This window comes from Rhodococcoides sp. S146-33 (genome assembly GCF_059489205.1).
Window position 1 is genome coordinate 161,768 of sequence record NZ_JCAJWY010000002.1, and the last position, 23,048, is coordinate 184,815.

The 23,048-nt window shown below is 63.5% G+C and carries 19 protein-coding genes and 1 pseudogene; 7 read left to right on the top strand and 13 right to left on the bottom strand.

The genetic code is table 11. From position 1 onward, the window contains the following. Positions 1 to 17 precede the first annotated feature (17 nt). The 3 genes from AC5WEY_RS09395 to rhaI are packed head-to-tail and all read right to left on the bottom strand — an operon-like array spanning position 18 to position 4,711. Complete coding sequence (locus AC5WEY_RS09395) at positions 18 to 1,478, bottom strand: rhamnulokinase (protein WP_495645690.1); 1,461 nt, start codon at positions 1,476 to 1,478, stop codon at positions 18 to 20. Beyond that, positions 1,475 to 3,535: a bifunctional aldolase/short-chain dehydrogenase gene (locus AC5WEY_RS09400; protein WP_495645691.1), complete on the bottom strand. Its 2,061-nt coding sequence runs from the start codon at positions 3,533 to 3,535 to the stop codon at positions 1,475 to 1,477. Before AC5WEY_RS09400 ends, AC5WEY_RS09395 begins: the two co-directional genes overlap by 4 nt. A gap of 3 nt (positions 3,536 to 3,538) precedes the next feature. Beyond that, positions 3,539 to 4,711: an L-rhamnose isomerase gene (gene rhaI / locus AC5WEY_RS09405; protein ID WP_495645692.1), complete on the bottom strand. Its 1,173-nt coding sequence runs from the start codon at positions 4,709 to 4,711 to the stop codon at positions 3,539 to 3,541. A gap of 239 nt (positions 4,712 to 4,950) precedes the next feature. Between rhaI and AC5WEY_RS09410 the strand changes: the two genes are divergently transcribed. After that, the gene (locus tag AC5WEY_RS09410) at positions 4,951 to 6,003 is read left to right on the top strand and encodes a LacI family DNA-binding transcriptional regulator (RefSeq protein ID WP_495645693.1); all 1,053 of its coding nucleotides are present in this window, start codon (positions 4,951 to 4,953) and stop codon (positions 6,001 to 6,003) included. 198 nt (positions 6,004 to 6,201) lie between these two features. Here the strand turns inward: AC5WEY_RS09410 and AC5WEY_RS09415 are convergent, their stop codons facing one another. The 4 genes from AC5WEY_RS09415 to AC5WEY_RS09430 form a co-directional block, all read right to left on the bottom strand. Then, the gene (locus AC5WEY_RS09415) at positions 6,202 to 7,383 is read right to left on the bottom strand and encodes a lipase family protein (protein ID WP_495645694.1); all 1,182 of its coding nucleotides are present in this window, start codon (positions 7,381 to 7,383) and stop codon (positions 6,202 to 6,204) included. Positions 7,384 to 7,454: 71 nt separating this feature from the next. Then, on the bottom strand, positions 7,455 to 9,038 hold the full coding sequence (locus AC5WEY_RS09420; protein ID WP_495645695.1) for an alpha/beta hydrolase: 1,584 nt from the start codon (positions 9,036 to 9,038) through the stop codon (positions 7,455 to 7,457). A gap of 22 nt (positions 9,039 to 9,060) precedes the next feature. Then, positions 9,061 to 9,702, bottom strand: a complete 642-nt coding sequence (locus AC5WEY_RS09425; RefSeq protein ID WP_495645696.1) for a hypothetical protein — start codon at positions 9,700 to 9,702, stop codon at positions 9,061 to 9,063. Positions 9,703 to 9,820: 118 nt separating this feature from the next. Next, positions 9,821 to 11,386 (bottom strand): alpha/beta hydrolase, encoded by a 1,566-nt coding sequence (locus AC5WEY_RS09430; protein WP_495645697.1) that lies wholly within the window; start codon positions 11,384 to 11,386, stop codon positions 9,821 to 9,823. Between the two features lie 122 nt (positions 11,387 to 11,508). On the opposite strand from AC5WEY_RS09430, the gene AC5WEY_RS09435 reads away from it, so the two are divergent. Continuing rightward, positions 11,509 to 12,150 (top strand): TetR/AcrR family transcriptional regulator, encoded by a 642-nt coding sequence (locus AC5WEY_RS09435; protein WP_495645698.1) that lies wholly within the window; start codon positions 11,509 to 11,511, stop codon positions 12,148 to 12,150. A gap of 71 nt (positions 12,151 to 12,221) precedes the next feature. Here AC5WEY_RS09435 and AC5WEY_RS09440 read toward each other — a convergent pair whose 3' ends face one another. From AC5WEY_RS09440 to AC5WEY_RS09460, 5 genes are all read right to left on the bottom strand, one after another. After that, positions 12,222 to 14,108: a S9 family peptidase gene (locus AC5WEY_RS09440; protein WP_495645699.1), complete on the bottom strand. Its 1,887-nt coding sequence runs from the start codon at positions 14,106 to 14,108 to the stop codon at positions 12,222 to 12,224. 23 nt (positions 14,109 to 14,131) lie between these two features. Beyond that, on the bottom strand, positions 14,132 to 15,700 hold the full coding sequence (locus tag AC5WEY_RS09445; RefSeq protein WP_495645700.1) for an alpha/beta fold hydrolase: 1,569 nt from the start codon (positions 15,698 to 15,700) through the stop codon (positions 14,132 to 14,134). Between the two features lie 39 nt (positions 15,701 to 15,739). Then, positions 15,740 to 16,450: a MerR family transcriptional regulator gene (locus tag AC5WEY_RS09450; RefSeq protein ID WP_495645701.1), complete on the bottom strand. Its 711-nt coding sequence runs from the start codon at positions 16,448 to 16,450 to the stop codon at positions 15,740 to 15,742. Between the two features lie 86 nt (positions 16,451 to 16,536). Beyond that, positions 16,537 to 17,223: a DUF3159 domain-containing protein gene (locus AC5WEY_RS09455; RefSeq protein WP_495645702.1), complete on the bottom strand. Its 687-nt coding sequence runs from the start codon at positions 17,221 to 17,223 to the stop codon at positions 16,537 to 16,539. A gap of 289 nt (positions 17,224 to 17,512) precedes the next feature. After that, on the bottom strand, positions 17,513 to 18,436 hold the full coding sequence (locus AC5WEY_RS09460; protein ID WP_495645703.1) for a LysR family transcriptional regulator: 924 nt from the start codon (positions 18,434 to 18,436) through the stop codon (positions 17,513 to 17,515). 159 nt (positions 18,437 to 18,595) lie between these two features. Between AC5WEY_RS09460 and AC5WEY_RS09465 the strand changes: the two genes are divergently transcribed. The 5 genes and pseudogenes from AC5WEY_RS09465 (at position 18,596) to AC5WEY_RS09485 (ending at position 22,347) form a co-directional block, all read left to right on the top strand. Further along, positions 18,596 to 20,050 (top strand): amidohydrolase family protein, encoded by a 1,455-nt coding sequence (locus AC5WEY_RS09465; RefSeq protein ID WP_495645704.1) that lies wholly within the window; start codon positions 18,596 to 18,598, stop codon positions 20,048 to 20,050. Continuing rightward, positions 20,047 to 20,463 (top strand): annotated as a pseudogene (locus AC5WEY_RS09470) (fumarylacetoacetate hydrolase family protein); the annotation flags it as partial. The gene AC5WEY_RS09465 and the pseudogene AC5WEY_RS09470, both read left to right, overlap by 4 nt. Further along, positions 20,346 to 20,990 carry a fumarylacetoacetate hydrolase family protein gene (locus tag AC5WEY_RS09475; protein ID WP_495645705.1) on the top strand — a complete coding sequence of 215 codons (645 nt, stop codon included), beginning with the start codon at positions 20,346 to 20,348 and terminating at the stop codon, positions 20,988 to 20,990. The pseudogene AC5WEY_RS09470 and the gene AC5WEY_RS09475, both read left to right, overlap by 118 nt. Positions 20,991 to 21,101: 111 nt before the next feature. Then, complete coding sequence (locus AC5WEY_RS09480; RefSeq protein WP_495645706.1) at positions 21,102 to 21,884, top strand: cyclase family protein; 783 nt, start codon at positions 21,102 to 21,104, stop codon at positions 21,882 to 21,884. A gap of 271 nt (positions 21,885 to 22,155) precedes the next feature. Beyond that, positions 22,156 to 22,347 (top strand): hypothetical protein, encoded by a 192-nt coding sequence (locus AC5WEY_RS09485; RefSeq protein WP_495645707.1) that lies wholly within the window; start codon positions 22,156 to 22,158, stop codon positions 22,345 to 22,347. A 4-nt stretch (positions 22,348 to 22,351) separates the two neighbouring features. Here the strand turns inward: AC5WEY_RS09485 and AC5WEY_RS09490 are convergent, their stop codons facing one another. Next, entirely contained in the window at positions 22,352 to 23,032 is a 681-nt protein-coding gene (locus AC5WEY_RS09490) for a HemK2/MTQ2 family protein methyltransferase (protein ID WP_495645708.1), read from the bottom strand. Positions 23,033 to 23,048 lie beyond the last annotated feature (16 nt).

Below are 23,048 nucleotides of genomic sequence, written 5' to 3' on the forward strand. Positions count from 1 at the left end.
TTCCTCTCAGGTGAGTGTCAGTCCACGAGTGTTCGACGGCGGGATGCAGGTGCGTGCCACACGGGTGGAAATGTTGTGGCGACTGCACGTCGCAATCTGTCCAGGTCGCCTGTGATCAGCGCGTGCGTTCGCGCTTGTACGAGAACGTTTCCCAATGCCGTGGCTTCGATCGGACCGGCTACCACGGCGAGTCCGAGTCGATCGGCAAGAGCGGTGCACAGCAGTGTGTTCTGCGCGCCCCCGCCGACGAGGTGCACTTGCCGAACCGTGATGCCGGCGACCGATGCAGCGTCGTGCACTGCGCGGGCGAACGCCGACGCGAGCGATTCGACGATGGCGCGAACCATCTCGGCGCGGGAGTTCGGTGCGCGCAGATCTCTGTCGGTGTACCAGGTGCAAATTCGCTCCGGCATGTCGCCGCGGGGCAAGAAGATCGGGTCGTCGGCATCGAACGAGTGTGGTGGAGCAGGGCAGTCTGCAGCGGCGGCCAACATGGCCGGTAGGTCGACCTGCGTGCCGTCCGCTCGGCTCCATTCGCGAACGGTCTCGGACAGCAGCCACAGTCCCATGACATTGCGCAACAAGCGGTTTCGTCCGTCGACGCCTGCCTCGTTGGTGAAGCCGGCGTCCTGCACGTGGGCATTGACTACGGGTGACCGTGTTTCGGCACCGACCAGCCCCCAGGTTCCGCACGAGATGTAGACCGCCGAATCGGGGTCCATCGGCACCGCAGCGACCGCCGATGCGGTGTCGTGCGAACCGACTGCAGTCACCGCGGCGCTCGTACCGACATCGAGGACACCCGGAAGGACGCCACCCAGAATCGACCCCGGATCGACGCTCGGTGCGAACAGTGATGTACCGATGCCGAGTCGGTCGAGCAGTGCTCTATCGAGCGCTCCGTCTGTACCGAACACACCCGTGGTCGACGCATTCGTGCGTTCGGTTGTCTCGCGGCCGGTCAGCCAGTACGAGATGAGGTCCGGTATCAGCAGTAGTCGGTCGGCGGGTTCGAGCAGACCGTCGGCTCGGTCCACCGCCAGCTGGTAGATGGTGTTGAAGGGTAGGAACTGTAAACCGTTGCGCATGAACAACTCCGCGCGCCCGACCACCGACTCCACCAGCTCGACCCCGCGTTCGGACCGCTCGTCGCGGTAGTGGTGCGGAAGCCCGAGCAATCGACCGGCGCGCAGCAGCCCGTAGTCCACTGCCCAGGAATCGACGCCGATACTGACCAGGTTCTCGCCGGCGCGTACTGCGTCGTCGAGTCCTCGGCGGACGTGACCGAACAGGGCGGGCACGTCCGTGTGCAGAGCTGCCCGCGTTCCGTTCCACAATCTGAGCGGTTCGTTCGGGAACCGCGCGACGACGTCGAGTTCGAGGACGTCGCGCCCGGATGTGTCGGTGCCGACCGTACCGACCACGACGCGACCGCTCGTCGCGCCGAGGTCGACAGCGGCGACCTGTGCCGTACTCATCTCAGGAATGCGGCCGCGACACCCGCGTCGACGGGTACGTGCAGACCTGTGGTGTGCGAGAAGTCGGAGGTACACAGTGCGAACGCGGCATTGGCGATGTTCTCGGGCAACACTTCTCGCTTCAGCAGAGTTCTCTGTGCATAGAACTTTCCGAGATCGGCTTCGTCGACGCCGTAGACCGCGGCGCGCGAGGCACCCCAGCCTGCGGCGAAGATGCCGGATCCTTGGACGACTCCGTCCGGGTTGATGCCGTTCACTTTCACGCCGTGTTCGCCGAGTTCGGCAGCGAGAAGTCGCACCTGATGCGCCTGATCTGCCTTGGTGGCGGAGTACGCGATGTTGTTGGGCCCGGCGAACACCGAGTTCTTGGAGGAGATGTACAGAATGTCGCCGCCCATCTTCTGCGCGATCAATGCCGCCGCCGCTGCACGTGAGACGAGGAACGACCCCCGCGCCATGACGTCGTGCTGCAGATCCCAGTCGGCGACGGTCGTCTCGAGAAGCGGTTTGGACAGTGAGAGTCCGGCGTTGTTCACGACGAGGTCGATCCCGCCGAAGGCCAGGACCGTGGCGTCGACAGCGGCCTGCACCGCGGCCTCGTCGGTGACGTCGGCGCGCACACCGATAGCTACGTCGGTGCTGCCGATCTCGGCGGCCACGTCGGCGGCTTTCTGCGCGTCGAGGTCGGCAATGACGACGCATGCGCCTTCCGCCGCGAGACGGTGAGCGATGGCCTTGCCGATGCCCGAGGCCGCGCCCGTCACCAGTGCGATGCGAGTGGCGAGAGGTTTCGGCTTCGGCATCCGAGCGAGCTTGGCTTCCTCGAGCGCCCAGTACTCGATGTCGAACTTCTCGGACTCGTCGATCGGGCTGTACGTGGAGACCGATTCGGCACCGCGCATGACGTTGATGGCGTTGACGTAGAACTCGCCCGCCACGCGTGCGGTCTGTTTGTTGGCCCCGAAGCTGAACATGCCCACGCCGGGAACGAGCACGATTGCCGGATCCGCACCGCGCATCGCAGGGGAGTCCTCGGTCGCGTACCGCTCGTAGTACGAGCGATAGTCCTTGCGGTATTCCTCGTGCAGGGTCTGCAGACGTTCCACCGACTGTTCGATCGAGGCGTCGGCGGGCAGATCGAGAACGAGTGGCGTGACCTTGGTGCGCAGGAAGTGGTCCGGGCAGCTGGTTCCCAAGGCGGCCAGTCGCGGATGCTCGGTTGCGGCCAGGAAGTCCAGCACCACATCCGAATCCGTGAAGTGGCCGACCTTCGGCTCGTCCATCGAGGCCAGGCCGCGGATGTGCGGTGCCAACGCTGCGGCTTTGGCCCGGCGTTCGGCCTCCGGCAGGGCTGCGTACCCGTTCATTGCCGGACCGAACGGCTCCGAACGACCGTGTTCGGCGAGGTAGGTCTGTGCGGCGCGGATGATCTCCAGCGAATTTGCCTCCGACTCCTCGGAGGTGTTTCCCCAGGCGGTGATGCCGTGGCCGCCGAGGATGCATCCGATTGCTTGCGGATTGGCGGCTTTGATTGCCGAGATGTCAAGTCCGAGTTGAAATCCGGGGCGACGCCAGGGAACCCACACCACGGTGTCGCCGTAGATCGTGCGCGTCAGCTCCGGGCCGTCGGCCGCTGTGGCGATCGCGATGCCGGAGTCCGGGTGTAGATGGTCGACGTGTGGGGCGTCGACCAGTCCGTGCATGGCGGTGTCGATGGACGGTGCTGCGCCGCCCCTGCCGTGCAGTGTGTAGTCGAATGCGGCGACCATCTCGTCTTCACGGTCGATACCCGGGTAGACATCGACCAGTGAACGGAGACGATCCAGGCGCAACACGGCCAGGCCGTTCTCGGTGAGAGTGCCGAGATCGCCACCGGATCCCTTGACCCACATCAGTTCGACGTCGGAGCCGGTCACCGGGTCGGTGTCGGTGCCTTTGGCCGAGGTGTTCCCGCCGGCGTAGTTCGTGTTGCTGGGGTCCGAGCCCAGACGATTGGATCGGGCCAGCAGCGCTTCGACGGTCGGGTTCATGGTTGTCACTTCCTGATCGTTGGTCATCGGTCATGCTCCCCAGGAGGTTTGGGTTCCGCCGACGCGGTCGGTCTCGATCTTCTGCTGGTAGCCCGAGTCGGCGAACGCCCGCATCGGATCTGCGGGCAGACCGCGACGTTCGCGCCACTCGGCAAGGAAGGGGCGGACGTCGGTGTAGAAGGCGTCCATGAAGATGCCGTTGGCACCGAGCACGTCTCCGGACTCCTGCGCCGCGGTCAGAGCTCCGTTGTCCACAAGAGCGGCACGCAGCGTCATCTCCTGGACATTGAGAACCGAGCGAATCTGGCCGGGGATCTTCGCTTCCACGTTGTGGCATTGATCGAGCATCAGGGCCAGCGCGGAGGACGGGGCGAGTCCGCCGCCGCGAATGACCTCGAACATGATACGGAACAGTTGGAACGGATCGGCAGCCCCGACGATGAGGTCGTCGTCGGCGTAGAAACGAGAGTTGAAGTCGAACGATCCGAGCTTTCCGAGGCGTAGTAGCTGGGCGACGATGAATTCGATATTGGTTCCCGGCGCGTGGTGGCCGGTGTCGAGGCAGACTGCAGCACGCTCGCCGAGAGCGACCGTGTGCGCGTACGACGTTCCCCAATCCGGGACGTCGGTGACGTAGAAGGCGGGCTCGAAGAACTTGTATTCCAACACCAGTCGTTGTTCGGCACCGACGTGCTCATAGATTGCCGACAGCGACTCGGCAAGCCGGTCCTGACGACCGCGGATATCGCCCTGCCCTGGGTAATTCGTGCCATCGGCCAGCCACACCTTCAAATCTCGCGATCCGATGTCCGACATGATCTCGAGGCAGCGCATGTGATGGTCTATTGCCTTCTGCCGCACTGCTTTGTCGGTGTGCGTGAGGCTGCCGAACTTGTAGTCGTCATCCTGGAAGGTGTTGGAGTTGACCGTCCCCAACTGCACGCCGAGCTCGGCGGCATACGTCTTCAGTGCGCCGAAGTCATCGACCAGGTCCCATGGAATGTGCAGTGCAACAGCCGGAGCCAGTCCGGTCATCCGGTGGACGGTGGCTGCGTCGGCGATCTTCTCTTCGATCGTGCGCGGTGTTCCGGGCGTTCCGAAGACCTTGAATCGGGTACCGGAGTTTCCGAACGCCCACGACGGTAGTTCGATGGCAAGGGCATCGAGAACGGCCGACGCGCTGTCGGTCAGAGGTCTGGTCACGGAACTTGCTCCTCGGGGGTAACTGCGGCCGGTTGTGGGCGATGTTCGAGCCCATCGCGTAAATCTGCTGGGCAGATTTGAAACGTTTCATAAATCCAGTCGACTGTAAATGCTCGGGGTTGAGTACGTCAATCCATCACTGAGTGCAGTCTGCCCGTATCGCGATTGGCAAACTCTCGTGCTGGTGCACTGATGGGATACCCTCACGGCAATTGAACGGTTCAAGAACGGGGGAACAGATGACCATCGAGCGGCGCAGTCACGGCAACCGTTCCGTCGGCGTCCGCGACGTCGCCGAGACGGCCGGAGTATCGATGGGCACGGTCTCCAACGTCCTCAATCGACCCGATTCGGTCAGTCCCAAGACTCGGGCGCGAGTGCACTTCGCTATCGAGCAGCTCGGCTTCATCCGGAACGAATCTGCCCGCCAACTGCGCGCCGGACGTTCGCGAACCGTCGGGTACATCATGCTCGACGGCACCAATCCGTTCTTCGCGGACGTGGCGCAGGGCATCGAGCACGAGGTCGAGCTCAACGGGCTGACTCTGTTTCTCTGTAACAGCGACAATCGTCCCGATCGAGAGCGGACGTATCTGGCGCACCTCGAACAGCAGCGAGTGCAGGGCATCCTGATCACTCCATCCGATCCCGATGCCGACATTCTCGACGAATTGCCACGTAGGGGAACGCCGGTGGTCATCGTCGACCGGACTCGACGAGCCGGGACCCACTGTTCGGTGTCCGTCGACGACGTGCTGGGGGGCGACCTTGCGGTGGAGCACCTTCTCGAGATGGGCCACAGGAGAATTGCGTTCCTCGGGGGCCCGTTGACCATGGGTCAGGTCAACGATCGTTGGATCGGGGCAGAGCGTGCTTTCGCCCGGTCGGGTCTACCGGAGGTGGGCCTGACGAAGGTGGATACCGGCGCTCTGACCGTGTCGGGAGGTAAGTCGGCCGCCGAACGGTTACTCGGCCTCCCGTCGCGGACTCGTCCCACAGCGGTGTTCTGCGCCAACGATCTTCTGGCGCTGGGTTTCTTGCAGGAGTGTGTGAGCGCCGGAGTCGGTGTGCCGGACGATATGGCAATCGTCGGCTACGACGACATCGAGTTCGCCGCCGCAGCCGCCGTTCCACTGAGCTCGGTTCATCAGCCTCGCAACATGATCGGCCGCACGGCGGCACAGCTGCTGTTGCGTGAGGAACGCGAAGCCGACCACGTACACGAGCAGATTCTGTTCGCGCCCGAATTGGTCGTGCGCCGCTCCTCTCGCGCTCCGAATTCGGCCCGCTGACGGCGCTCGACGGAATGCCGTGAGCCTGGGTGCTGGGGGTCCTGGCCCGGAACGTGAGCGGAGGTCGGTGTTACCGGAGTGCCGCAAGTCGGCACGTTCTGGAACGCTCTTGGTACGGCGACCTCGCGGTGCATCGGGTGTTCTCCGCCACGATCGACGCGATGCAGACCCATCACATAGAACTCGGAGGGCGGCGAGCTAACCCGAACCGTTGACCGCGAATTTCCTTGCAGTCCAGCGCAACACGAACGGCAGCCCAGTCATCGCACCGATGAAGTGGTCGCCTATCACGGGCTCGTAGTGCACGTCGGCACCCTTGCTGCGCCACTGCTCGATCAGGGCCGTCACGCCGGCCTCGGGGATGAAGCGATCGCCGATCATCTTGCTCGCGGAACCGTGAAAGAACGCGACCGGTGCCGACGGCGCGTCGGCACCGGGACGGTTCGCGGCGATCACCCGCCGCGCGATGTCGGAGTCGAACGGGTTGGGCTCGGACGCCAAATCCTCTATCCGCATGCGTACCAACCCGCCCAGGGCCAAGGGGAAGACGGACATGTCCTTCACCCACGACGCCAACAGCAGCGCCTTCGGGCCGAACAACTCCACCATCTCGGGGTGCTCACGCGCGAGACCTATGCTCGCCGCACCCAGCAGGCCGGCCGCGACGGTGCCGTTCATAGCGTCCAGCAGCATCGTGAAGTCGGTGGGCGTTCCACCGGCGACGGCACCCACCAAACGCACGTCCGGCGCGTACCTCGGCTGCAGTTGCGCTGTCCACGTGGTGGCGATCGCGCCGCCGCTGTAGCCGTAGGCCACGACTGGGCTGTCGGTGAGCTCCGGGGCGACGACCGTCATCCCGCGTAGCGAGTCCAGGACGGCATGCCCGGCCATCGTGCCTTCGGAGTACGACATTCGTGGGCCTTGGTGATCGGCGACGAGGACGGCGTATCCGCGGGCGAGCCAGAGCGGCATCACCGGTGGGAGGTCGGCACCGACACCGTGCACGAGCCGGTACGACGGTGTGGTCTTGGCTCCGAGGGAATCGATGGCAACGTTGTGGGCGACGACGGGCCGCGGTCCGCGCCCGATCCACGGCCGCTTCGGGATCAGCAGTGAGGCGGTGACGCCGGCGGGCAGACCCCGCGCGTCCGTCGATCGCACCATGAACTGATGCAGCGTGGTTCGCGGCCGGGGCACCAGACCGCGGGTCGTGCGCTGCCGGACGACCGCACCGGGTGCGAGGTCCTCGATGCCGGGAGGGGTGAGGAAGAAGTCGTCGTTGTCGATCGGGGTCGGAAGGATTGCAGCATAGGGATCGTCCGGGGGCTCGAGGGGCAGTCGTCGAGTCAGTACACGATCGAGCACACCGAACAAAGTCATGATCCCCCGACATTCATCTCGACCCGTACCCATCCCCGCGGTCACCGTACCGCTCGAATGGCTCAGCCGGGTCAGATGGTGCAGCGCGTACCTTCATCCGGCAGTTCGAGGTCGATCAGGTAGTCGGCGATCGCTCCGTCGACACAGGCGTTGGCGGATATGATCGTCCCGTGCTGGTTGGCCTCGACCGTGAGCAATCGCGCCCCGAGTGTGTCGGCCAAGCTGATGCCACCTTCGTGAGGCGTCACGGGGTCCCCGGTGGCCGAGACCACGAGCACCTCGGGAAGCCCGTCGATGTCGGCGGCGTAGGGGTATCCGAGTGTGGGCTCGGCCGGCCAGAACTCGCAACCGTCCTGCGCAGGGGGAGGCGCTCCGGAGTCGAGGAACGGCACCGCCTCGTTGAGATCGCGGCCGAGCTGGGTCATCTCTTGTTCGGTGAACCGTTCCTCGTCGAGGCAGTTGATGGCGAAGAGCGCTTCGAACGAATTGGTGTACTTCCCACTGTCGGACCGGCCGTAGTACCCGTCGCGGATCGCGAGCAGAGCGTCGGGCCGTCCGGCTTGGAGCTCCGTCAACCCCGTGATGATGGCGGGCCAGCTGGCTTCGGAGTACAGGCCGGAAACAATTCCTTCGCTGGCGGCGAGGAAGCCGACCTCTCGTCCGTCAGCGGCCACCAGCGGCTCTTTGTCGAGGGGCTGGAGGAGCTCCTGGGCTGCAGCGGTTGCCCGCGCCGGGTCGGTTCCGAGCGGGCACGCGGCCTGTGTCGCGCAGAAGTCGGCGAAGCGCTGGAACGAAGCCTGCAGTCCTTCGCTGAGCTGGATCCTGCGGTCCGCGGTGTCCATGAGCGGATCCACCGCGCCGTCGAGAACGAGAGCACGGACATTCTCGGGGAACATCTCGGCGTACACCGCGCCCAGCCGAGTGCCGTAGCTGACTCCGGCATAAGTCAGTTTGTCGTCGCCGAGTGCGGAGCGGAGCACGTCCATGTCGCGAGCGACATCCCGTGTCCCGAGGTGGGCGAGAACTTCTGTGCTTCCGGAGCCGTCGGCGCATCTGTCGACGATGGCGCGCGCGGATTCTTCGGTCCACTCGCCGAGGGCCGACAGGGGTGCGTCGGCGTCGCGCTCCTCATCGGAGTAGCAGTCGATTGCCGGTGTGCTGAGACCGACTCCGCGGGGATCGAAGCCGACGATGTCGAAGCGCTCGGGTATCGGGCCTCCCGTCCACAGGGCATTCACGAGCGGGGCGAGCGTCGTCCCCGCCGCTCCGGGACCGCCCGGGTTCAGTAGGACAGAGCCGATCGGGTTGTCGCCGGTAGCGGAAATACGCGAGACGGCGATCTCGATGGTCGTGCCGTCGAGGTTCTCGTAATCCATGGGCACGGTGAGCATCGCGCATTCCGTCTTCTTTGCCGCCTCGACCACTTCGGGAACGGGAGGCTGGGAGTCCACGATGCTGGCGTCGCACGCCCCGAACTCGAGTTCTTGACCCATGAATCGTTCGAGGCCTACCTCGTTCGTGCTGTCGGCATTGTCGGGTGTCACACCGGAGCATCCGGTGAGCAGGAGCACTGAGGCAGCGGCGGCCATCATCGGCTTCGGCCATCGCCGTCGCTCGTTCTTCCGACGGATCAGGGCCGGAATCGTCTGAGGCATGGTGGTTTTTCCTTCTCAGGGTTCAGCTGGCGAGTTCGTCGATCCAGCTCGATTTCATCCGTAGAGCTCGTTCCGTGCTGCCGATGACAGCGGCAACTCCGATGAGCAGGTTGACGTGGAGCGGCAGTCGGATGGGTGAGGTGAATGTTCCGATCGAGTCGGCGATGGGGGGAATGAGAGAGAGGGATGCGATGATCTGCGGCACCTCCACGCAGAGTCCGCCGATGACGAGCACCATCGAGATGAGACCGATGACGCGACTCGGACCGGGGTGCCGGTGGTGCAGCCGAGCGCGGCGACCCTCTGCGGATGCAGGATCGGGAGACAGCTGCTGTTCGGTGCCGTCCTCACGCACGTAATGGCAGCGCTTGAGCCCGAATCCGGTGGCCGCGACCTCGATGTACCCACCGGGGGCGGGGAAGCGGGTCGGCATCTTGGCGTACGACTCCAGCGCGCCGTCGACGTAGAGGCGAGCGCGCACCTCACCGTCCTTCGCGTCGCCCATGTGCCGAACGTCGATTGCGTAGACCGACGTGGTGCCGTCGGGTGCGGACAGCGTGATCGACCGGAGCGATCTGCCGAACATCTGCCACCAGCGGTAGCGGCGCAGCGGCTCACCCGATCCGGCGCGAATGCGGCGGTAGCGCCACTGTTCGATTCCCATCTGCTCCATCCTCGATCCTGACTAGTACAGTGTGATAATTGCTCATGACGCTAGCACACTGTGATGGAAAATCGTCACGCAATAATGCTGAGTGCCACGCGTCGTGCCGGTCGTGGCTCTACAGAGCGCAGCGCAAGTCGCCGTCGGGAACGGTGAGATCGACGAGATAGCGTTCGACGATCGCGTTGACGCATGGGTTCGCTGCGGTGGTGGCACCGTGCTGTTCGCCGTCCACGGTGAGGAGCCGCCCGCCGAGTTTGTCTGCCAGCGCCACACCGCCTTCGTGTGGTGTCAGTCCGTCGCCGGTGACCGATACCACAAGTGTCTGCGGGAGGCCGGTGATGTTCTCGCCGTAGGGATAGTCGAGTACGTGTTCGTCAGGCCAGCCCTCGCATCCGTAATGTGTGTCCACGTCGAAACCCGGGTCCATGTACGGTGCCGCGGAATTGATTTCGGCGACGGTGGATGTCGTTTGCTCCGGTGTAGGCCGTATTTCGTCGAGGCAGTTGATAGCGAGAGTGGCTTCGGAAGAGTTGGTGTACGTTCCGTCGGGTCCGCGCTGCGCCGAGAGATCTCGCAGCGCGAGCAGCACCTCACCGCGTCCCGCCCGTAGATCGGCCAAACCGCGAATGACGCTGTCCCAGGCCTGGTTCGAGTAGAGGCCGAGGGTGATTGCTTCGATCGCCGAATAGTAGGTCAGCCGACGACCGTCAGCGGTTCGGACCGGATCGTCGAGAAGTGGTCGAAGCAAATCCTGGGCCGCGTCGGTCGCTGAGGCCGGTTCGCTTCCCAGGGGGCAGTTTCCTCGTTCGATGCAGTAGCGAGCCAGCTCGTCGAAGGAACGCTGCACGCCGGAAAACGTCTGTATTTGGCGTTCGAGAACATTCTTGCGTGGGTCGACTGCGCCGTCGAGAACCATGGCACGGACCCGGTGCGGAAACTGTTGCGCATAGATTGTGCCCAACCGTGTTCCGTAGCTGGCACCGAGGAACGTCAGCTGCTCGTCGCCGAGCGCCGCGCGCAGGACATCGAGATCGCGGGCCACGTTCTCGGTACCCATCTGGCCCAGGACATCCATACCGCCGCTGCGTCGAGCGCACTGATCGAGAACCGAGCGGGTCGAATCCGCGCTCCAGGCCAACGCCCCAGCGGGAACCCCGGACACGATGGCGTCATTGTCTCGTTCCTCGTCGGTGTAGCAGTCGATGGCCGGTTGCGAGCTCCCGACTCCACGTGGATCCATCGATACGATGTCGAAGTGTTCGCGAGCAGGACCGTTCCCCCAGGAGTCTGCGACCGCGGTCACGAATCCGAGACTCGGGGCTCCCGGGCCGCCGGGGTTGACCACGACCGATCCGACGCGATCGTTCCCGGTGGCTCGAATGCGGGAAATCCCGAGCTCGATGGTGGGCCCGTCGGCAGTCGCGTAGTCGAGCGGTACTTCGAGCGTTGTGCATTCGACCCTGTCATCGGCAATGCCTATGACAGCAGGGTCGCACGCAGAGAAGTCGAGCGTTTGTTGTTCGTAACGTGTCGGTGCAGGCGAAGGCTGCGGCTCGACCGAGGACGGTGCGCTGCACGAGGTGAGAACCCACAATCCGGCCATCGTCATGGCGACTGTTTCCAGCCCTGCCGTCTGGCGGCCGTAATCCTTCCGATTCCGGTGGGAGCGACTGTGCAGCATCGTAATTCCTCTCTCAGAGGCTCGGCGGCGTAGGTGCCAGCGCGGTGGGCTTCTCTTCCATGGCGCGACTAGTACGGCGTGATAGTAGCTGAACGGTATCACGCTGTATTAGAGTCGGGAAGGTGTCGGACAATGTTGAGACTCGAAAAAGCGAACCCAGCACCAAGGACCGGATTCTGATCGCAGCCGCGACGATGGTGTCCGAGGATCCGGGTACCCGGATCAGCGTCCGAGCGGTCGCCGCGCGAGCAGGGGTCAGTACCGGATCACTGCGTCATTTCTTTCCCACGCAGCGAGCGTTGATGGACGAAGTCGCCGCGGGAATCACCGGACTGGTGGCGAGCAAAAATGTCATCGAAGACGCCACTGTGCCTGCCGAGGAGCGACTGTTGGCGTGTATGCAGCAGGTGTTGTCGGCCACCGGGACCGGTGAGCAAGCCAGAGATACGTGGCGACGGACGTTCGGCACGTACCTCAGCTCGGAGCTCAACGCTGATGCCATCGACACGTATCTCGCTTTCAGCGCCGCCGGACTCCGGCACATAGAACACTGGCTGGACGTCCTCGACAAAGAAGGTGCCCTGCCGTCGGGCGACAACGCCCAGCGCGCCGCCTACCTCAACGTGGTACTGGACGGGCTCTCCGTAGCACGAGCCCTCCCGACCGATGCTGCTCGAATTCGCTCGGAAACTGACGTTCTGCACCACGCCATTTCGATGCTTTTTCACACCGCTGCACCCATGCTGAATGGCCACTCGGACTGACTTCGACGACGAGTTCGATTGCCCAGTCTCACATCCTGTCGATTCGCATCGACATCCACTGTGCTTCCGCATCATTGCCGACTACGGCCGCCGAGGTGCTGGGCGAGAAATTTCTCCACCGCGCGGTAGTAGCGAATACTGTTCTCCGGGTTGACGAATCCGTGGCCCTCGTCGTCGAACACGAGGTAGTCGACGTCGACGCCACGTGACCTCAGGCGCTCGACTACGTTGTCCGATTCTGCCTTGACGACCCGAGGATCGTTGGCACCCTGTGCAATCAGGAGCGGCGCGCGTATTGCGTCGAGCTTCGAGATGGGTGATCGTGCGAGCATGTCGGCCAGTTGATCGGGGTCGGTGGGGTCGCCGACGAATCGGTGCCAGCTGTTGATGATTCCGGGACCGATGAAGGCCGGTTGGGTGCGCATGAAGTTCGACAGGTCCGAGATGCCGACGCAGTCGATGGCCGCGGCAAACGTGCCGGGGGTGAACGATGCGCCCACCAGCGCGGCATAGCCGCCGTAGGAACCACCCATGATGGCCACCCGCTCGCGATCGGCGTACCCCGCTTCCACCGCCCAGTTCACTGCATCGATCAGATCGTCGTGCATCGCGCCCGCGAATTCGCCGACGCCGGCGTTCATGTGCGCCGTGCCGTATCCGACCGACCCGCGAAAGTTGACCTGCAGCACTGCATATCCGCGGTTCGACAGCATTTGGGCGATGGGATCGAAGGTCCACGAATCTCGATACCAGGGGCCGCCGTGTACCACCAGAACCATCGGCAGGCTCTCGGGCTTCACGCCGCCCGGAAGCGTCAAATACGACGGCAGAGTCAGACCGTCCCGCGACTGGATGTTCACCGGCACCATCTGGGCCATGTCTCCGGGATCCAGATGTGGGTAGGGGCGGAAGAGTCGGCGACTCGATCCGGTGCCGTGATCGTAGTAGTAGGTGACGTACGGATCGCGGTCGTGGACGAAGCTGACGATCCATTTCTTCCCGGTGTCATCGGAGGACAGTGCTCCGATGTCACCGTCGAACAGTTGCTCCAGATTCTTCAGTATCTCTGCGAAACCCGGTTCCAATGCGTGGATCACCTGGCGTTCTCCCAGATACCGAACACCGATGAGCTCGCCGGTTGCACTGTCGCAGATCAGCGGTGGCGCGGTCTGCTCGACGGCTCGTCGCGCACCGTCGAGTTCGAGTGTCGGGTGACTGTCGACGACGGTCTCCTCGCCGGTCTCGAGGTCGAGACGGCTCAGATAGGTCAGGTCGCGCCCTCGGTTGGAACCGAGCCACATGCCGGTTCCGTCCGCGGTGATCTGCATCGGATTGATGCCCATCGGGTAGTCGGTGCCGTCGAACGACGCCACCGTGGTTTCTGCTCCTGACTCGTCCAACCGCGTGATATCGATGGTGCCGTCCATGGTCATCGCGACGGCGAACACCACGCCGTCGGCACCGAGCATCGGATACCGGCCGACGCCCGGGCTCTGCCGGATCATCGTCAATTCACCTGTGGCGATGTCGATTTCGTAGAGGTCGAACTCGGCGATGTTTCTCGCGTTGATCAGGACGGTGTACACCCCTGCCCGCCCTCGCACGGGTTCGAGGGCCACCGCACGAGAACCGGGGAACGGCGTCAGATCGACTGCCGCGGCATCTGGATCCTTCAGGTCGACTCGGAATACGTGGTTGTTTTCGTCACCGCCGGTGTCTTGCAGATACAGCAGCCAGCGGGGGTCGTCGGTCCATCGGAACTCGTGCACACTCCGGGTTTCGTCCGCTGTGACGCAGCGTGGTTCGCTGCCGGGCGCGAGGTTTTCGATCCACACGTTCAGACGGTTCTTCCACGGCGCGAGGAACGCCATCGTGTTGCCGTCCGGTGAGATCGTGGCACCGGAGCGAACGGGTGGGCCGAAGAAGTCCTCGACCGAGATCAGTGGGGGTGCAGTCATGATTCGTCCTTTCGTTCGGGCTGTTACAGAGCGCAGCGGGCGTCGGTCGGTGGGGATTCGAGATCGACGAGGTAGTTCGCGACGATGTCGTTGACGCAGGTGCTCGTTGCACCGAACGCCACGGTGTGTTGGTTGCCGTCGACGGGCAGTAGCGAGCCGCCGAGGGTGTTCGCCAAGTTGACGCCTCCCTCGTACGGTGTGGACGGGTCTCCGGTGATCGAGATGGTCAGAGTGTCGGGCAGTCCGTCGATGTCGGTGGCGTAGGGGATGTCGAGAGTCGGCTCTGCAGGCCAGAATTGGCAGGGGTCTCGTGCGCCGTCCGGTCCGAGGCCCGCGTCGGTGAACGGTGCTATTTCCTGGATCTGCCGCTTGAGATCGACTTCTTGTTCCGGGGTGTTGCGCTGTTCGTCCATGCAGTTGATCGCGTACAGCGCTTCGGAGAAGTTCGGGACGGTGCCGTCGGCGTCGCGTCCGCCGAAGATGTCGTTGATCTTGACAAGGGTATCGGCTTGTCCTGCTTGGAGTTCGGCTATTCCCTTGGTGATGACAGGCCATGCCGAGGAGTCGTATAGGCCCGCGATGACGGCACCGTAGGCGGCGTCGAAGTCCATGACGCGGCCGTCGCCGGTGACGATCGGGTTGTCGATCAACGGTCTGACGATCTGTTGGAAGTTGTCGACAGCCTTGCTCGGATCGGTTCCCAGTGGGCAGTCGGGAGCGTTCGCGCATGCCGCGGCCATGTCGTCGAATGCTTTCTGAAAGTTGGTGTACTGGTAGATCCTGCGCTCAGCGGTGCCCTGGCCCGGATCGATTCCGCCGTCCAGAACCATCGCGCGCACGTTCTCCGGGAACATCTCCGCGTAGACCGCACCGAGTCGTGTTCCGTAGCTCTGGCCGAAGTAGCTCAGGCCGTTGTCGCCGAGCACGGCCCGGAGAATGTCCATGTCGCGGGCAGCGTCGCGGGTGCCGACGTGTTCCAGGACATCGTCGCCGCCGGATCGTTCGGAGCATTGGCTCACCAGCTGGCGTGCACCGTCCTCGGTGAGGGTTCTCGAGCCGGTGAGGACCGTGGTGTAGGCCTGCCCTGCCTCGTGTTCCTCATCGGTGAAGCAATCGATGGCCGGGGTGGACGCGCCGACACCGCGGGGATCGAACCCGATCAGGTCGAATCGCTCGGTCAGCGGGCTCTGTGACCAGGTGGACGTCGCACCCGACGCCGCCATACTCATCCCAGGCCCACCCGGTCCGCCGGAGTTCAGCAGGAGCGAGCCCACCTTCTCTCCGCGTGCGGGAGCCTTGAGCAGCGCGATCTGCGCAGTGCGCCCGTCCGGATTCTCGTAGTCGAGTGGCACGTCCACTCGGGCGCATTCGAATCTTGGGTCACTGGTGAACAATTGCTCGTCGGTCGTGGTGGTGCCGTAGCCTTCACACGGCTCGAAGGTCACGCTTTGGTCGTAGAACTGCTGCAACTGCGCTGACGGCTCGGAGCCGGCGTCCGGTTCCGGCGGCGACTGGCTGCAGGCACCGAGCAGCATGATGGACGCTGACGCTGCAGCGAGGCCTCTCGCTCTCCTGACGTCGAATATGGGCATAGTTCGGCTACTCCTATCGAATTGCATTGTGCTGAAAGCCTATTCGGGATCGATGGCGTTGAGTGTCGCAACCTGTCGCAGCACCTCGCGTTGCGCAGGGTTGTACAGGTCCGCCACGGCGACTGCGAGGGCGCGAGTCACCCGTTTTCTATTGGTATCGGCGAACAAGGCCGGGTAACGCAGTGCCAGTTGACGAACGTGCGGGGCCATTCGCTCGGCAAGGTCCCGCGTGGTCTCTCTGTCAGCGTCGGCCGGAAGGTCGTCGAACTCCGGATCGGTGGGTAGCTGCGGAGTGGACCGCAGCAGATCGCCGTAGGCGTCGAGTGCAGTCGGGTTCAGTACGGTGCTGGCGAAGGTGATGAACTGCCGGTCCGCTGTTGTCAGATGTGCTGCAGCAGATCCGAGTTCGGGTGGCAGATCGGTCGGAAGGGATTCGTGAAGAAGCATCGCGATCTCCAGCCGTGCTCGTTGAAGGCGCTCGATCGTCGCGCCGAGTTCGGCATCCAGGGTGCGCAGTGCCTGTTCGGGATGATCGCGTCCGTCACCCTGAGCGGCGATGTCCGCCAACGAGAATCCCAGTTCGGTCAGGCGTTTGATCTGCATGAGTCGTACGAGATGCGTTACGCCGTACTGCTTGTACCCGTTCGAGGCACGTTCGGGCTCATCGAGTAGTCCGACATCGTGGTAGTGCCGCACCGACTTCAGGGTGGTGCCGGCGAGATCGGCGATCTGCCGAGTGCTCCAGCCCATGTCACTCTCCTCCGGTTCGATCGGGTCGGAAACAGTGTCGACTGTGACCTAACGGCATAGTCAAGGGCCAACTCGTCCAGCTGGGTCTACGCGGGGTTCGCGTGAACCAATTGCGCTGTGGATCGGCGGAAGGCCCAGACGGTGACGAGCACTGCCAGAGCAAGCAACGGGGTACCCATCGCGATCCGGGCAAACGCAAGCCAGCCGGTGGCGTCGGTGTCGTACAGCCAGTCTTGAACGACGTAGCGGGCACCGAACAGGACGGCGAATGTCGATGTCGCGATGTAGTTGGCGCGGGCAACCGACTTGTTCGATCGCCAGGCGTACTCATTGCCGTGCAGCGCATTCCACAGCAGGCCGGTCAACGGTCGTCGGGCAAGTATCGAGATCAGCATCAGTGCTGTGCCGCCCAAGCTCAGCCAGATCCCGATGAGGAAGTAGCCGCCTGCCGACCCGGTCCAGGCGGCGACGCCGCCTGCCACGACGACACCCAGTAGTCCGCCACTGGCCTGCGCGATCGGTTCGCCTCGCCGGACGCGGAGGACGGTGATCACCAGCGCGATGGCGATCGCAACGCCGACGGCAATCGGAAGGGCCAGCAGAGCGTTGGCGGTGACGAATGCTACAACCGGAATCGCGGTGTAGATCATTCCGCTGGTTCCACCGAGGCTGTCGAGCAGAAGCTCTGTGGCATTGACCTTTTCAGTGGTCTTGCGACCGGGAAATGTCTGCGTCTCGTTGTTGTCGTCCGATGTCGATTCCGGCCTGTTCATGGTGCCCTCCTCGTCGATGCTTCGGTTCGCTCTGTGCATCCCCTACTGTCGTCTCGGCGACCGGGGCACAACAGTGCACACAAACATTGGATGTGGTGACAACATCATCGGCGGGACATGACAGATGTCATGTCCTGGCAGTGTGACCGTCAGGTCGGTGGTCCGAGATGCAGCGTCGACTGCGCCGCACATCGCTGTGCTATCAGGTGGCTATGCGCAGGCCGGTCCCGTACTCCAGCTACGCCGGAGACGGAACGCGCACGTTGGATCGCTGCTCCAGGGCGGACTTCTACAAGGCGTTGTGCGGCGTCGTGAGCGTCGCGCTCGTGCCATCGGGTGCCTCGGTCGCACTTGTCAGGTCGTCGAGGGCGGTTGTTGCGTGCACGGCGCGGCGGAATGCGACCGTCCCTTTTCGACGGTCCTGTTGTCGTGATGCCAGGGCGATGATCGCGGGTGGCCCGTCGAGCGCGATGTAGCGGACGTCGGGGTTCGGTAGGTAGCGCCGTGCGGGCTCGGCGTACACCCCGATCGTTCCCGACATCGCCACTGCCGATGGGATGTTCAAAGGCGAGCGCACCTGGGCCCCGTGCGGTGGGTAGCGGCCCGCAGTCCACTCGGTCAGGCCGGGTTGCCCTATCGGTCTGATGCACGGTCGATCATGAATCTCATCGGGTGTGAGACGCGTTGCGTCTGCGAGTTCCGATTCGGTGGGAACGACCGCACATCGTTCTATCCCCATCACCTGCTCGACCCTGAGGTCCTCGGCACCTCCAACGTCGTGCAGGATCGCCACGTCGACTTCTCCGGTTCGCACTGCGTCGTACTGGTTCTCCCAATCGAGTTCGACATAGGACAGCTGTATCCGCGGATGGTGACGTTCGAGGAGATGACGAGTCGCCGCCCAGCTATCTGCCAGCCCGAATCCCAACACACCGACGCGCAACACCGAATCTCCACGCTCACCCTCCCGCACCGACATCAGGGCGTCGAGATCTGCGAGCACTCGCTGTGCGCGGGGAAGAAACCTCCGGCCGGCCGAAGTGAGTTCCACCTTGCGGCTGGTCCGTAGAAACAGATCCACACCTAGTTCGCGTTCGAGTTCTTGGATGCGTCGACCGAACGGTTGCGCACCGATGAAGTGAACTTGGGCGGCGCGCCCGAAGTGCAGTTCCTCGGCCAGGGTCAGCGCGTATCGCAGGGACCGTATGTCCACAAATATTCACCACCGAGTCCGTGCCGTTGCGCGCCCGATCCGGGCCCGGAAGATCGCAACCTTTTTGCCTGATGATCTTCGCCGATGCTGGTCAGCATACTTCTTGGGCGACACGAATTGTGCAGATCACAATATCCACGAACTTCGCCGGAGGTAACAATGAGCTCGCACCGCACCTTGATTCGCAACGGCCGAGTCCTCACCATGGACCCTGCGCTCGGCGACTTCGACTCGGCAGACGTACTGATAGAAGGCGACACGATCGTCGCAATCGGACCGAACCTCGGGGTCATCGACGCCGAGGTCATCGATGCGTCCAACCACATCGTGCTGCCCGGTTTCATCGATACACATCGGCACACGTGGCAGTCACTGTTCCGCGGCATCTGCAGTGACTGGACCCTCGGCGATTACTACTTCGGTATGCGACTGGGGATCTCTCCGGCCTACACGGCCGACGACGTCCGGTTGGGCAACTTCTACGGCGCAGTCGATGCACTCAACAGCGGTGTCACCACTTTGCTGGACTTCTCGCACTGCAACAACACCCCCGACCACTCCGACGGTGCCGTCCAGGGCCTGCAGCAAGCCGGCATACGGGCATCGTTCTGCTACGGATTCTTCGAAAGTTCTCCCGAACATTCGCAGTTCGGCGACCACGCTGCACGTCTCGCAGACTTTCACCGCATCGCCGATAAGTACTTTGCCTCCGATGGCCGGCTCACACTCGGCGTCTCGTTGTCGGAGATCTTCGGCCTTCCATGGGCGGACACGGTTTCGGAACTGGCAGCTGCCCGTGAGCGAAAAGCCTTGCTGGTCAATCACGCCGGATGCGTCTTCGGCAGCGCCTTGTGCAACGGGATCCTCGAATTGGATCAGCTGGGACTGCTCGGCCCGGACATGGTTCACGTTCATTGCTGCAGCTTCGGCGATGCCGAATGGGAAGCCCTGGCACGCAGCGGCGGGCATGTGTCGATCTCGTCGCAGACGGAAATGAACATGGGCTTCGGTCGGCCGGTCTTCCAGCGATGCAAGCAACACGAAATCGACCCCACCTTGTCGGCAGATGTGATCTCCCTCAACAGTGGTGATCTGTGGCACGAGCTCAGATTCGGTCTCTCGTGCGCACGTGCAGACGCGGCCGATCCGATCAACGCAGCAGGACAGATGCCAGAGACAGTGGCCCTCTCTGCGAGGGACGCACTGAAGTGGACCACCGTCAACGCCGCCGAGGCCATGGGACTCGGTGACCGCATCGGTTCACTGACGCCAGGGAAACGCGCCGACCTACAGATCATCGGAGGGCCCTCCCTCGAACAGCATCCGGTGCACGATCCCTATGCAACCCTGGTGTTCCAGACCTCTGCTGCTGATGTGCGGACGGTCCTCGTCGACGGTCGGGTCGTCAAGCGTGACGGGATCCTGACCGTGACCGATCAGAAGTCGCTGACAGCGGAAGTCGATGCGGCGTCCGAACGGATCCTCGGCCGACTCAGGGATGCAGGTCGAGTACTCCCCGGGACCCCGTCGGGTGCGTTCACAGCAATCGAGCCGCTCACGCGCAGTTTCCACGAACAAGCAACGCTCGCAACGGCAGTCACGGCGCGACGATGAAATTCGTGACCTACGACGGTGGCGGCGGACCTCGGACCGGAATCATCGAGGGGGAAACCGTGCGCGGCCTGCGCGCCGGCGTCAGCCTGCTTTCGATCCTCGGCTCCGGCGACGATGCCCTCGCCGAGGCCGGTGAGTCGGCGCGACGATCCCCCGACGAAACTTGCGGTTTGGATCAGGTGCGATTGCTTCCGCCGCTGCCACGTCCTCCATCGGTGCGGGACGGACTCTGTTTCCTCGACCACCTGCGGGGCTGCTATCGCGCGATGGGACGTAGCCCCGATCTGAACCAGGAGTGGTCGCAGATCCCGGCGTTCTACTTCTCCAACGCCTCGTCGATCCTCGGCCCCTACGACGATGTGCCGGTCGCCCCCGGCAGCACCATGTTCGATCTCGAGCTCGAAGTGGGAGCGGTCATCGGCCGTGGTGGCCGCGACCTCGATCCGAATACTGCCGAGAAGCACATCGTCGGGACACCCTGTTCAACGACTGGACCGCGCGCGATCATCAGTTGCGCGATCTCGCACTCGGAATCGGGATGGGGAAGAGCAAAGACAGCGCACTCACCCTCGGACCCGCTCTGGTCACCACAGACGAGTTGGACGATTACCGGCACGACGGCCGGATCGCTATCGAGCTGTCCGCCGCGGTCAACGGTGACGAGATCACCCGCGGCAGTCTCGATGAAATGGACTGGGATTTCGGTGAACTCGTCGCTTTCATCTCGCGTGGAGTCGATTTGCACCCGGGTGAGGTGATCGGTTCGGGAACCGTCCCCGGCGGATGTCTGCTCGAACATGTCGACACCCCTGTGCTCGCCGACTTCGAACGCTGGTTACTCCCCGGCGACATCGTGACCCTGACCGGTCAAGGGCTCGGGCAGCTTCGGCAGACAGTCGTTCCCGGCGTCGACGTCATACCGCTGTCATCGGGGTTCTGACTCGCAGCACCGCCGAGGCACCCGAAAACAGGGCGTTCCTGAGAACGCCACCGCCGTCAGGCCCACCACTCGATATCCAACTCTCACCTCCTCGACAGGCAAGGAAGACCGATGCGAAAACTGATCGACATCTCCGCTCCCCTTCAAAACGGAATAGCGTCCGACCCTCCCGGTTTCGGACCTCGAATCGACTATTTCACCCACGCTGACACCGTCGATGACCTACTCACGTTCTTTCCCGACGCGAGCAGAGAGGATCTGCCGGACGGCGAAGGCTGGGCGTACGAATGGGTGCGCGCGACCACTCACAACGGAACTCACCTCGACGCTCCCTACCATTACTCCGCGGTGATGGACGGTGGGAAGCGCGCAGCAACGATCGACGAGGTGCCCCTCGAGTGGTGCCTCCAGCCCGGAGTCAAGCTCGACTTCCGCCACTTTCCCGAGGGATATGTGGTTACGGCGACCGACGTCGAGAACGAACTGGCCCGTATCGGGCATGTACTGGCACCACTCGAGATCGTCGTCGTCAACACTGCGGCCGGCGCACGCTATGGTCACGACGATTATGTGGCCTCCGGCTGCGGTATGGGCCGCGATGCCACGCTTTATCTCCTGGAGAGGGGAGTACGCCTGACCGGCACCGACGCCTGGAGCTGGGACGCCCCATTCGTGCACACTGCAGCCCGGTACGCCACCGAACACGACCCTTCCATCATCTGGGAAGGCCATCGTGTCGGACGTGAAATCGGCTACTGCCACCTCGAAAAGCTCAACGGGCTCGCGCAACTACCGCACACCGGGTTCGAGATCTCTTGTTTCCCAGTCAAAATCACAGCTGCCTCGGCGGGATGGACTCGAGCAGTCGCAATCCTCGATTCGTCGACAGACTGACCGGGCGACGCGCACCTCTGGGCCGGTGCTGAGGCTGACTCATCTCGATCGACGCTGCGTCGGGGTGCTTGTTACAACCTGATCAGCCCACCGTCGGCCATGATCGTCTGGCCGGGCCGGCCTTCTCGAGGACATGATCATCTCCGGCGGACAGAACATCTATCCCGCCGAGGTCGAAGCGGCACTACTCCAACTGCCCGGGATCGACAGTTGCGCGGTGTTCGTTCTGCCCGACGACAAATAGGGTAAATCTGCCGTTGCCGCAATCACTGTGGTCGAGGGAGCAAGCGTCGCCCTCGATTCCATCGCGGACGCGCTCGGCGGCCGACTCGCGCGGTACATGATCCCCAAGCGTTACATCCTCGTCGACGAAATCCCGCGCAATCCGACGGGCAAGATCCGCAACAACGAGTTGCGAGAGCACTGTTCGGTACGCCCGCAGACGTCGTTCCGGACTGTATGAACACCTAGCCACCAATGTCGCTCTTGGCCAATATCACTGCCAACTCTTCGGTTCGGCATCCTGGCACGATGAGGCCGTTGGCCTCCAGCCATGCGGCTCGTTCCATCAGCACCGGTCCGAAGTCGACGGTTCGCCTGGCGACGATCGACGCACTCGAGCCTCCCTGCTCCATCATCGCAATCGACTTCGGAACGTCAGCGTGTTCGGACTGGACCAGTAGGAGGAAGCCGTTGTCGGACAGCAGGGCTGGGGCTGCACGACACAGGGGATCCAGGAACGCTCGCCCGTCGACCCCGGCGTCCCACGCCACCGACGGGCCCTCGGTGGGTGGCAAGTGCGCACTCGGTACATACGGGGGATTGCACAATACGACGTCGTAGGGGCCGTGGGTTATTGCGACGGAGAGGTCGCCCTGACGTGCCTCGATATCGAGGCCGAGTCGACGCGCAGCAGCCCGCGTCGATTCGACGGCCGCCAGCGAGATGTCCACTGCCAAGACTCGATCTGCACCGAGCGTCGCGGCCGTCAAGGCTTGAATCCCTGACCCGGTACACAGGTCCAGTACCCGTGAGTTGCTCGAAATGCCGCGCGCAACGATTGCTTCGGCAAGCATGTGCGAGTCGTGTTGCGGTTCGTACACAGTCCCGTGTTCGAGTTGGCGCGGGTCTGAAGCTGTGCCCTTCATAGCAAATCCCCCTTCG